The sequence below is a fragment of the Bacillus sp. OTU530 genome (assembly GCF_038440375.1).
This window is the reverse complement of record NZ_JASATP010000042.1, coordinates 40,567-51,666: the sequence shown is the minus strand read 5'-3', so window position 1 is coordinate 51,666 and position 11,100 is coordinate 40,567. Positions and strand designations below refer to the sequence as shown.

10 protein-coding genes and 1 pseudogene are annotated in these 11,100 nt (G+C 40.8%); all 11 read right to left on the bottom strand.

All coding sequences use genetic code 11. The annotated features are described in order from the left end of the window. Positions 1 to 482: 482 nt before the first annotated feature. Complete coding sequence (lysS, locus tag AAHB12_RS23515; RefSeq protein WP_342047443.1) at positions 483 to 1,967, bottom strand: lysine--tRNA ligase; 1,485 nt, start codon at positions 1,965 to 1,967, stop codon at positions 483 to 485. 135 nt (positions 1,968 to 2,102) lie between these two features. Further along, on the bottom strand, positions 2,103 to 3,101 hold the full coding sequence (dusB, locus tag AAHB12_RS23510; RefSeq protein WP_342047441.1) for a tRNA dihydrouridine synthase DusB: 999 nt from the start codon (positions 3,099 to 3,101) through the stop codon (positions 2,103 to 2,105). A 113-nt stretch (positions 3,102 to 3,214) separates the two neighbouring features. Next, complete coding sequence (gene folK, locus AAHB12_RS23505) at positions 3,215 to 3,730, bottom strand: 2-amino-4-hydroxy-6-hydroxymethyldihydropteridine diphosphokinase (RefSeq protein ID WP_342047440.1); 516 nt, start codon at positions 3,728 to 3,730, stop codon at positions 3,215 to 3,217. After that, the gene (gene folB / locus AAHB12_RS23500) at positions 3,727 to 4,089 is read right to left on the bottom strand and encodes a dihydroneopterin aldolase (protein WP_129730894.1); all 363 of its coding nucleotides are present in this window, start codon (positions 4,087 to 4,089) and stop codon (positions 3,727 to 3,729) included. Before folB ends, folK begins: the two co-directional genes overlap by 4 nt. Beyond that, positions 4,082 to 4,885, bottom strand: a pseudogene (gene folP, locus AAHB12_RS23495) (dihydropteroate synthase); the annotation flags it as partial. The pseudogene folP and the gene folB, both read right to left, overlap by 8 nt. A 42-nt stretch (positions 4,886 to 4,927) precedes the next feature. Next, entirely contained in the window at positions 4,928 to 5,800 is an 873-nt protein-coding gene (pabC, locus tag AAHB12_RS23490) for an aminodeoxychorismate lyase (RefSeq protein WP_342047437.1), read from the bottom strand. Beyond that, positions 5,794 to 6,381: an aminodeoxychorismate/anthranilate synthase component II gene (pabA, locus tag AAHB12_RS23485; protein ID WP_129730898.1), complete on the bottom strand. Its 588-nt coding sequence runs from the start codon at positions 6,379 to 6,381 to the stop codon at positions 5,794 to 5,796. Before pabA ends, pabC begins: the two co-directional genes overlap by 7 nt. A 6-nt stretch (positions 6,382 to 6,387) precedes the next feature. Then, positions 6,388 to 7,782, bottom strand: a complete 1,395-nt coding sequence (gene pabB, locus AAHB12_RS23480; RefSeq protein WP_342047435.1) for an aminodeoxychorismate synthase, component I — start codon at positions 7,780 to 7,782, stop codon at positions 6,388 to 6,390. A gap of 311 nt (positions 7,783 to 8,093) precedes the next feature. Continuing rightward, complete coding sequence (cysK, locus tag AAHB12_RS23475; protein WP_129730902.1) at positions 8,094 to 9,017, bottom strand: cysteine synthase A; 924 nt, start codon at positions 9,015 to 9,017, stop codon at positions 8,094 to 8,096. 104 nt (positions 9,018 to 9,121) lie between these two features. Beyond that, positions 9,122 to 9,997 carry an Hsp33 family molecular chaperone HslO gene (gene hslO / locus AAHB12_RS23470; RefSeq protein ID WP_342047433.1) on the bottom strand — a complete coding sequence of 292 codons (876 nt, stop codon included), beginning with the start codon at positions 9,995 to 9,997 and terminating at the stop codon, positions 9,122 to 9,124. After that, positions 9,994 to 10,788: a type III pantothenate kinase gene (locus AAHB12_RS23465; RefSeq protein WP_129730907.1), complete on the bottom strand. Its 795-nt coding sequence runs from the start codon at positions 10,786 to 10,788 to the stop codon at positions 9,994 to 9,996. Before AAHB12_RS23465 ends, hslO begins: the two co-directional genes overlap by 4 nt. Positions 10,789 to 11,100: the final 312 nt, after the last annotated feature.

Sequence of the window (11,100 nt, the reverse complement as noted above, 5' to 3'; positions counted from 1 at the left end):
CCGCTCAAAGGCGACTTTCATACTATATCATTTCGCGCTATTCATGTCAACAATCTTTTTTAATTCATTTCAGATTATCTTGTTCTCAGCGACGAATACTAATATAACAATTAATCCATTCAAATGCAATAGTTTTTTATTATTTTTTATTTTCGAGAACTGCATAATTCTATCATATAAAGAAAACTCGCTGATTGGCGAGCCCTGCTCTTGGGCGAAGAAAGAGGTGCAGTCGCACTTACACTTTATTCCTAAAATTTTTCGCTACGTCGAATGATCTTCCAGCTAGAAATTTATACTTTCTTAAAAGTGTAAAGAAAACTCACTGATTGACGTGCCCCGCTCTTGGACGAAGACAGAGGCGTAGCCCTACTTATACTGCATTCCTAAACCTTCTTACTACGTCAAATCCACTCCCAGCTAGAAATTCATACTTTCTTACGGTGCAAAAAAAGCTTTGGAGAAACCTCCAAAGCTCAACCTTACTTATGTCTCATAAGAGGGAACAATAATACATCACGAATGGATGGAGAATTGGTCAATAGCATAACAAGACGATCAATCCCAATACCAAGTCCACCCGTAGGAGGCATACCGTACTCTAACGCCTCAATATAGTCATCATCCATCATATGAGCTTCATCATTTCCTTGCTCACGCTCTTTCAATTGTGCCTCAAAACGCTCCTTCTGATCAATAGGATCGTTCAATTCAGTGAAGGCATTTGCATGCTCACGAGCTACGATGAATAATTCAAAACGATCAGTAAAGCGTGGATCTTCATCGTTCTTCTTTGCAAGTGGAGAAATCTCTACTGGATGACCGTAGATAAATGTAGGTTGAATTAAGTGCTCCTCTACCTTTTGCTCGAAGAATTCGTTAATAATGTGGCCTACTTCCATAGTATCTTTAATTTCAACATTATGCTCTTTGGCTAAAGCACGAGCTTCCTCTACACTCATCGGACCCCAGAAATCAGCACCACAGTATTGTTTAATAGCATCTACCATGTGGAGTCGTTTCCATTGCGGCTTTAAGTCTACCTCATATTCACCATATTTCACTGTTGTTGTTCCCAACACTTCTTGTGCAATATGAGCAATCAAATTCTCTGTAAGCTCCATGATGTCTTGATAGTCAGCATATGCTTCGTACAGCTCAATCATTGTAAATTCTGGATTGTGACGAGTCGAGATTCCCTCATTACGGAATACACGCCCAATTTCATATACCTTTTCCAAGCCGCCAACAATTAAACGTTTCAAATGAAGCTCAATTGCAATACGCATATAGAGTTCCATATCTAATGCATTGTGGTGCGTAATAAATGGACGCGCAGATGCCCCACCCGCAATCGCATGCATCATCGGAGTTTCTACTTCAAGATAACCATGATCATCCAAATATCTTCTCATCGCTTGAATAATTTTACTTCTTGCAATAAATGTTTGACGGCTCTCCATACTTGTAATCAAGTCCACATAACGTTGACGGTAACGCTGTTCAACATCCTTGAGGCCATGATACTTGTCCGGAAGCGGACGAAGTGACTTTGTCAACAAAGTAAAGTTTGTTACTTTTACAGAAAGCTCTCCTACCTTTGTTTTGAAGACAGTACCTTCTAGACCGACAAGATCCCCTAGGTCAGCTGTGTCAAATAGCTCGTATTGCTCTTCACCAACAGCATCCTGGCGAACGTACATTTGAATTTGTCCTTCTAAATCTTGAATATGTGCAAATCCAGCCTTCCCTTTACCGCGCTTCGTCATAATGCGACCAGCAAGTGAAACAACCGCATCCTTTTCTTCTAACTCTTCTTTTGACATCCCTTCAAACAACTCAAATAGCTGTTTTGTAGAATGGGTACGTTCAAAACGCTTTCCGAACGGATCAATCCCTTTTTCACGCAGATTATGTAACTTCTCCCGGCGCACTAGCAGCTGGTCATTTAACTCTTCGTGGCTCATTTTATCAACTCCAGGCTTTCTTAAATTTTACAATATATACAGTATAGCATTTTCTCCGCAACCAGAAAAACTGCCAGTATTTCACCGGCAGTCTTCGACGTAATTATAGGCAGTATGTCATGCATTGTCAAACACTTATCCTGCTTGTGCAGCATTCTCCTTGTTCTCAACTTCCTCTACAAAAGCAGTAAGAAGGGATACCATCTGCTCACGTGTATTACATTCATTTACAGAGTTGCGTACTCTTGCATTTCCGCGAACACCCTTAAGATACCAAGCGGCGTGCTTTCTCATCTCTTTTACGGCGATATTTTCATTTTTCAAGTCAATTAAGCGATCTAAATGAAGAATACACACATCAATCTTCTCACGAACACTTGGCTCTGCCATAAGCTCTCCCGTCTCTAAATACTTTACTGTACGGTAGATCATCCATGGGTTTCCTAGTGCAGCGCGGCCAATCATAACTCCGTCTACCCCAATTTCATCGAGCATACGCTTCGCATCCTGAGGCGTTTCTACATCTCCGTTTCCAATAACCGGGATATGAACCGCTTCTTTCACTTGTTTAATAATATTCCAGTCTGCTTTTCCTTCATACATCTGTGAACGAGTACGACCATGAACAGCAACAGCTTGCCCACCTGCGCGTTGTACAGCCAGCGCATTTTCTACTGCAAAGATATGATCTTCGTCCCAGCCGATGCGCATTTTCACTGTTACTGGCTTTTGAACCGCATCCACGACAGCCGCAACCATTTCGTAAACCTTATTTGGGTCTAGCAGCCATTTTGCTCCTGCATCACATTTTGTAATTTTAGGAACTGGACAACCCATATTAATATCAATAATATCAGCTGTTGTATTTTGATCCACAAACTTCGCAGCTTCTACAAGTGTTTCTTTTTCACCGCCAAAAATTTGCAAACTAAGCGGCTTTTCACGCTCATCAATATATAGCATATCCATCGTCTTCTGATTATTAAATAGAATGGCTTTATCACTTACCATTTCTGCACATACTAATCCTGCACCGAATTCCTTCACAGTTAAGCGAAATGCGGCATTACATACACCTGCCATCGGCGCTAACACAACCGGATTCTTCATTTCAATGTTTCCGATCTTTAACATTTTATTTCCTCCCTTCTTATCCCTTGCTTGATAGATTATCTATAGAAACGTTCAAAACTTCTGTCCTCTGTCCATAAATCCTATGGAAACACACCTAACACTGTGCACATCCTTCAGCTTTCGAAAAGCCCAAGTACATCTTCCTCGTTTTTCTTCTTCCATACAACTACGCCCTCTTGCCTTCTCATCTCTTCTAATTGTGAAGGCGAAATCTTATAACTCAATTCATCGTAAACCTCTAATAAAGGAATTAAAACGAAGGCACGTTCAAACATACGAGGATGAGGAACAATAAGACTCTCTGTTTCAATATTTTCGTGATTATACAGCAAAATGTCAAGGTCTATCGTTCTTGGTCCCCAATGAATTTCCCTTGTTCTTCCTAGATGATGTTCTATGTTTTGCATAGTTTGCAACAATTCGTCGGATTTCAGATTGGTAGAAATTTTTATAACGAGATTTAAGAATTTATCCTGCTCTGTATACCCGACAGGATCTGTTTGATAAATCGAGGAAACATCCTCGACCTCAATATCACGATGCTCCTGCAATAAAAGAACCGCCTCGCGCAAATGCCGGCAGCGGTCGCCTATGTTGGAGCCCAATCCTAAATATACTGTATTCTTCATAATCTTTCCCTCATAATTTCAACTGCTACGGAACGGTAATGCCCTGGAATTGGCGGATCCGGTTTAATAATCTTGACAGTGCATCGCTTTATAAGCGGATACTGTTTCAAAATATCTGCCGCAATATTCTCGGCAACAGCTTCTATCAACTGATAGGGCTTCCCTTCAACTACGTTCTTACATGTATTATAAAGCTCTCCATAGTTAACAGAATGATTCAAATCATCTGTTATCCCAGCTTCCTTTAAACTGAGTTCTACTGTTAAGTCCACTTTAAAGCGTTGTCCTAGCTTATTTTCTTCAGGAAAAACACCGTGATATCCATAAAACTCCATTTCATTGACAAAGATTTTATCCAATGCGCTGCCCCCCCTTGCCAAGCATCGCATCCATCATTTTTGCCATTCTTGCCATTTCTAACACATCATGCACACGTACAATGTCACATCCCTTTTGAATACCGAGACAAACCGTTGCACCCGTACCTTCCATCCGCTCATCTACAGGTAAATCAAGAACATGGCCAATAAAGGTTTTTCTCGAGGTTGCAAGAAGAAGAGGGTAACCAAGGATAGTTAATTTTTCAAGATTTTGCATTACTTCCAAGTTATGCTCTGCTGTTTTTGCAAAACCAATACCTGGATCTAAAATAATGTTTTCATCTCGAACACCAGCTGCTTTTGCAATTTTGACGCTCTCATATAGGTCAGCTATCATGTCAGCAATTAAACTGTGATAATTCATATTATCGCGATTGTGCATTAAAATAATAGGTACCTCATAGTACGCTGCTATCTCTGCAATACGGGGTTCCGCCTTTGCTCCCCAAATATCATTAATTATGTGAGCTCCTGCTTCAACCGCCTGTTTTGCTACCTCAGCCTTATATGTGTCAATAGAAATAGGTACCCTTACCTCTTGTGCAACAGCCTTAATCATCGGCACTACACGACTCACTTCTTCCTCAACAGATATCTTCGTAAAGCCAGGTCGTGTAGACTCACCGCCAATATCAATGATGTCCGCTCCTTGCATAACCATTTCCTTTGCACGAGCAGCCGCTGCTTCAGCCACATTATAACGCCCGCCATCAGAAAAGGAATCCGGGGTAACATTTAAAATGCCCATAATGATTGTTTTTTCTGCTATATTTAATTCGTGTGAGCCGCAATGAATATTTGGTACTAACCCCAAACCTCAACCTCTCCTTTCACTCAATTCAAATTTACTCCAAAGCTTATGCCTATATTGTTGATAAGCTGCGATGAGCTGTCGTGTCAACTCTCCATTCTTACCCGGGAAAGCATGGGAACGAAGAGAACGAATCGGTACAATTTCTTGAATGGAGTTTGTAACGAAAATCTCATCACTCGTTAATAGCTCCTGCTCCGTAAACAGGCCTTCTTTATAGGAGATTCCCTGTTCCTTTGCGAGAGCAAGAATGAATTGCCGCGTAATCCCATTTAAAATCCCAGTTTCTAAAGACGGTGTATACAGTATTCCATTTTTGACAAAGAACACATTGGACACAATTCCTTCGGCCACGTATCCAGATTCAGTTAGGAAAATACCCTCTTTTCCGAGGTCTTGTCCAATTTCTCGTTTTCCCAGGATATTATTTAAATAATGGTGTGACTTAAGACGGACTGAACCCTCTGGTGTATTGCGTCTCTGCTCTAGGATAACCCCTTCTTTTTCTATAGCATCCCCGGCAGGAGGCAATGGCTTTATAAACACAATAATAGACGGCTGCTCATAAGCCTCCGTTTGCAAACCAATCTCTCCTGCCCCCGCAGAAACATTAAAGCGGATATATGCATTTCGAAAATCATTTCTCACAAGAAGTTCCTTGATAATTTCCCAAGCCTCGTCCATCGTCATATGCCATTCAACATGTAAACAGGAAAGAGCGGTTGTAAGCCGCTCATAATGATCTTGAAATAAAAACGCATGACCCTCATAAATACGAAATGTTTCGAACACCCCAAGTCCGTATAAATACCCATGGTCATATGGGGAAATTACAGCTTCACTACTTTCAACAAACTGCCCATTTACATAAATCAGCATACCGTCTTGCTCCGGCTATAATATGCAATAAAATTTTGCAAAAGCTCCTTGCCGTGTGACGTCATAATGGATTCCGGATGAAACTGCACCCCTTCAACCGGGAGCTCTTTATGACGAATTCCCATAATTTCACCCTCTTCTGTCCACGAAGAAACCTCTAAACAATCCGGTAATGTTTCCTTCTTCACAATAAGAGAATGGTAACGAGTCGCATGAAACGGGTTGGGAATACCTTGAAAAAGAGTTTTGCCATCATGGTACATAAGTGATGTTTTACCATGCATAAGCCGGTCCGCTCTTACTACATCACCGCCAAACACTTGGGCAATGGATTGATGTCCTAAACACACACCAAGAATAGGGATTTTTCCCGCAAAATGCTCAATTACCCGCAAACTAATCCCCGCTTCATTTGGACTGCACGGCCCTGGCGAAACCATTAAAAAGGAAGGTGCTAATTCCTCTATTTCACCAATGGTCACCTCGTCATTTCGTTTCACAACAAGTTCTTGTCCAAGTTCTCCGAGAAATTGGACAAGATTAAATGTAAAGGAATCATAATTATCAATCATTAGAATCATCTATGCTCACCTTACCGTTTCTTCACTTCGTTCTTTCGCACGCCATAAAGCAATCGCCTTCTTTAGCGATTCTTTGTACTCATTCTTTGGATTCGAGTCAATTACAATGCCTGCCCCAGCCTGCACATATGCCTGGCCATCCTTAGCAAGGAGAGTACGAATAACAATATTAAGTTCCATGTCTCCTGAATAACCAATCCAGCCAATAGATCCCGTATAAATCCCTCTTCGTACAGGCTCAAGTTCTTCAATGATTTCCATCGTCCGAATTTTAGGAGCTCCCGTAATGGTCCCCCCCGGAAAGACAGCTTTTACAATATGGAACGCATCCTTATCCTTTTGTAATGTACCTTTTACATTCGATACGATATGCATCACATGTGAATATTTCTCAATCACCATAAATTCATCAACATTTACAGTTCCATACTCACATACACGTCCAAGATCATTTCGCTCTAAATCCACAAGCATAACATGCTCTGCACGTTCTTTTTCGTTTTCAATTAATTCTCTTGCCAAGGTCTCATCCTCAGCCTCATCCTTACCGCGTGAACGGGTTCCTGCAATAGGTCTTGTACTAACCTCCATCCCTGCCTTTTTAATGAGCAGCTCTGGTGAACCGCTGACAATTTGGAAATCAGACAATTCTAAATACCCCATATAGGGAGATGGATTAATTTCTCGGAGGCTTGTGTAAATTTCCATTGGATGAGAGCTAAGAGGCTGGGATTGACGAACAGATAAGTTCACTTGAAATACATCACCAGCTGCAATATATTCTTGCACACGCTTAGCAGCATCTATAAATCCCTCTTCGGTAAAAGAAACGGTTGCCTCCTCATCCGAAACATTCTCTATTTCATTAAACACAGTCGGAATTTCCTGTGTCCACATAGCCTTTAACTCTTCTAAGTACTTCCTCGCAGCGTCTTGTTCTGTATCATAATGAGTAATCAGCCATAACAGCTGCTCCTGCTTATCATACACAAAAACATCATCAAAAACTAAAAAGAACACATCCGGAATATTTAAATCATCCTCTGCTATCGACGGAAGCTTTTCAATATAACGGATACAATCATAGCTAAAATATCCTATCGCTCCTCCATGAAACGGTGGATAACTAGCATTCGGCGCCGTGCTTCTTTGCTCCATATAACTCTTCATTAAATCAAGCGGATTTCCGCTTAGAACAGTTTCATTCTCCCCTTCTCTAATGCGTAACTCCTCGCCTTTTCCACGCAAAACCGCAACTGCATCTAAACCAGCGATACTGTATCGACCACCACGTCCACTCTCAAGGATGACATGGTATTCTTTGTTTTGTGATAAGAACTTATATTGATGAAAAAAGGAGCGGCTATAAGGGATAGAGACCGCTAAGGCTGTTCTTTGCATACCTACACCTCATTCGTTTTATTGCTACTATTTATTCTACACGAAGTTGTCTAACTGTTTCACTTTTTTCACTGCCGAAGTACAGAAAAAAGTGAAGCATCTGAAAGAGGTAATGATGTAAGCCTTCTCATTAAACTAATGTTTCCTCTTTAATAGCCCCCCTTATACAGTAAACTCAATTTTATATAAGAAATTTATACTTTACCTAAAGCAAAAGAAAAACAGGGCATCCCAAACGACGGAACACCCTGTTAGAAATGCTTCAGCTAGGCGCGCAATGATTGCGAAACCCATTTGAAGTAAGTATAAAATTAAGATTCAAATTGATAAAGTGGTGTACTTAGATAACGTTCCCCGTTGCTTGGGATAATCGCAAGTACTTTCTTTCCTTTACCAAGCTTCTTTGCTGTTTGCAACGCAGCGTAAACAGCTGCACCAGAAGAAATCCCAACAAGAATTCCCTCTTCACGACCCATTCTTCTTGCATACTCGAATGCTTGGTCATTTGTTACTTGAATCACTTCATCATACACTTCTGTGTTTAATGTATCAGGAATAAACCCTGCGCCAATTCCTTGAATTTTGTGTGGACCTGGCTTACCTCCAGACAATACTGGAGAGTCAGTTGGCTCTACCGCACAAATCTTAATGTTCGGATATTTTTCTTTTAATACGCTTCCAGCACCAGAGATTGTTCCGCCTGTACCGATACCAGAAATAAAAGCATCTAATTGATCGCCCATTTGCTCAACGATTTCTGGCCCTGTTGTTAAACGGTGTACTTCAGGATTTGCAATGTTTTTAAATTGCTGCGGCATGAAGTAGCCATTTTCCTTTGACAATTCTTCAGCTTTACGAATAGCTCCGCCCATACCTTCTGGTCCTGGAGTTAATACAAGATCAGCTCCGTAAGCACGCAATAGGTTACGACGTTCCATACTCATTGTTTCTGGCATAACAAGAATTGCCTTATAGCCTTTTGCTGCAGCTACCATCGCTAAACCAATTCCAGTATTTCCACTTGTTGGCTCAACAATTGTATCACCAGGCTTTAACGTGCCATCTTGTTCTGCTGCTTCAATCATTGCGAGACCAATACGGTCTTTTACACTGCTGCCAGGATTCATGAATTCTAACTTTACATATACTTCAGCGCTATCTTCTTCAACAAGACGGTTTAACTTTACAATCGGTGTTTGTCCGATTAATTCTGAAACAGAATTTGCTACTTTCATCTCCGCCACCCCTAATACCGAGTATTTTTATTGGTTTTATTCTATTTTTACAAATAAATCTTTATTTGTCAATTGATGTTTCTTATTATTCAGCTTCTTTTTTTCTATAGACTTTCAATGAGTGAAGTTAAATCTTCTTGAGTAAATAGATACTTCTCATTACAGAAATGACAATGTACCTCTGTTTGCTCTTCTTCTTCACGAACTTGCTCGAGTTCAGCTCTTCCTAAACTTAGAAGCACACTCTCAATACGCTCGCGCGAACATGTGCAGCGGAAAGCTATATCCATCTTCTCCAAAACCTTTACATTTTCCTTCCCTAATACCTCAGATAAAATTTCTTCTGGCATCAGCCCTTGCTCCACAAGCTTAGAGATAGGAGGAATGGTTTGAAGACGCTGTTCAATGAAGGAAATGGTCTTCTCCTCTGCTCCTGGCATGATTTGCAGAATAAACCCGCCAGCTGCTTTAATGGTATCATCACCATTTACAAGAATCCCTACACCTACAGATGCAGGTGTTTGCTCTGAAACCGCAAAATAATAGGTGAAGTCTTCTCCAAGCTCTCCTGATACAATGGGAACTTGTCCAATAAAGGGCTCACGCATTCCAATATCCTTAATGACAGTGAGAAAGCCTTCTGTACCAACTGCTTGATATACGCGCAGCTTCCCATGCTCATTAGATTCAAAATCAACATGCGGGTTAGCTACATAGCCTCGCACTTCGCCTTTTGGATTTGCATCAATTAAAATATGGCCTAATGGGCCGTTTCCTTCAACTTTAATCGTTAATTTCTGGTCGCCCTTGAGCATAGCTCCCATCATCGCACCTGCTGTTAAAGCGCGCCCTAAAGCTGCTGATGCTGTTCTCCATGTATCATGGCGCCGCTGCGCTTCACTGACAGTTTCTGTTGTCAGAGCACTATATGCTCGCACCTCGCCACCAAATGCCAGTGCCTTGACTAAATAATCTTTCATAGATGTTCACCCTTCTCAAGCTGCAAATTTGCATTACGCTCATATAGAATATGCAGACCTTTTAACGTTAGGAATGGATCAACAATATCAATGATATTTGATTCCTCCGCAATTAGTTTAGCCAATCCTCCAGTTGCAATTACAAGAGGTTCTTTTTGTGCCTCTGCCTTCATACGCCCTACAATTCCTTCTACCTGTCCAACATACCCGTACAAAATACCAGACTGCATGGCACTTACTGTATTTTTACCGATTACATCCTGTGGTCTTGTAATTTCAATACGCGGCAGCTTTGCTGCTCTTGTATATAAAGCCTCCGCTGATATCATAATTCCAGGAGTAATAGCCCCTCCCATATAATGCTTATTTTCATTAATATAACAATATGTAGTTGCTGTTCCAAAGTCGACTATAATAAGCGGATTTCCGTAGAGTTGAATACCAGCTACCGCATTCACAATACGATCAGCTCCAACCTCTTTTGGATTGTCATATTTAATATTTAGGCCTGTTTTAATTCCTGGTCCTACAACGAGCGGTTTTAGCTTAAAATATTTTTCGCACATTCTTTCAAGTGCAAACATAATAGGCGGCACAACCGAAGAAATGATAATTCCTGTAATATCGTGAAATGTAATGCCTTCGTAAGCAAGGAGCTCCTTTACAAGAATTCCGTATTCATCCTCTGTTTTATGGCGATTTGTTTCAATTCGCCAATGCTGACGTAATTGTCCGCCCTCAAACACTCCTAATACAGCATTTGTATTCCCTACATCTAATACAAAAATCATGACCTCACCACTTATCCTAAATTTTTATATATATAGCAATTATAACTAGTATTTCTCTATATTGTACCTAATTTATTTCGCTTTCACTGCATAAAAAGGTAATTGTTACGTTATGGATTGAGAAAATAGACTTTCATCAGCTAGCAGGGCACGTAGTTAATAAAGAAACTCGCCGATTGGCAAGCCCTGCCCTTGGGCGAAGACAGGGGCGTAGTTGCACCTACACTGCATCCCCAAAACTCCAACTACCTCGAATGACTTCTAGCTGGAGGCTATCCTCTCCTACATTCGAAACAAAAAGGAGTGACATGA

Excerpts from the sequence above, each read along its gene's own strand:
- lysS (WP_342047443.1), bottom strand. The coding sequence starts at position 1,967 with ATGAGCCACGAAGAGTTAAATGACCAGCTGCTAGTGCGCCGGGAGAAG.
- dusB (WP_342047441.1), bottom strand. The coding sequence starts at position 3,101 with ATGTTAAAGATCGGAAACATTGAAATGAAGAATCCGGTTGTGTTAGCG.
- folK (WP_342047440.1), bottom strand. The coding sequence starts at position 3,730 with ATGAAGAATACAGTATATTTAGGATTGGGCTCCAACATAGGCGACCGC.
- pabC (WP_342047437.1), bottom strand. The coding sequence starts at position 5,800 with ATGCTGATTTATGTAAATGGGCAGTTTGTTGAAAGTAGTGAAGCTGTA.
- pabA (WP_129730898.1), bottom strand. The coding sequence starts at position 6,381 with ATGATTCTAATGATTGATAATTATGATTCCTTTACATTTAATCTTGTC.
- pabB (WP_342047435.1), bottom strand. The coding sequence starts at position 7,782 with ATGCAAAGAACAGCCTTAGCGGTCTCTATCCCTTATAGCCGCTCCTTT.
- cysK (WP_129730902.1), bottom strand. The coding sequence starts at position 9,017 with ATGAAAGTAGCAAATTCTGTTTCAGAATTAATCGGACAAACACCGATT.
- hslO (WP_342047433.1), bottom strand. The coding sequence starts at position 9,997 with ATGAAAGATTATTTAGTCAAGGCACTGGCATTTGGTGGCGAGGTGCGA.
- AAHB12_RS23465 (WP_129730907.1), bottom strand. The coding sequence starts at position 10,788 with ATGATTTTTGTATTAGATGTAGGGAATACAAATGCTGTATTAGGAGTG.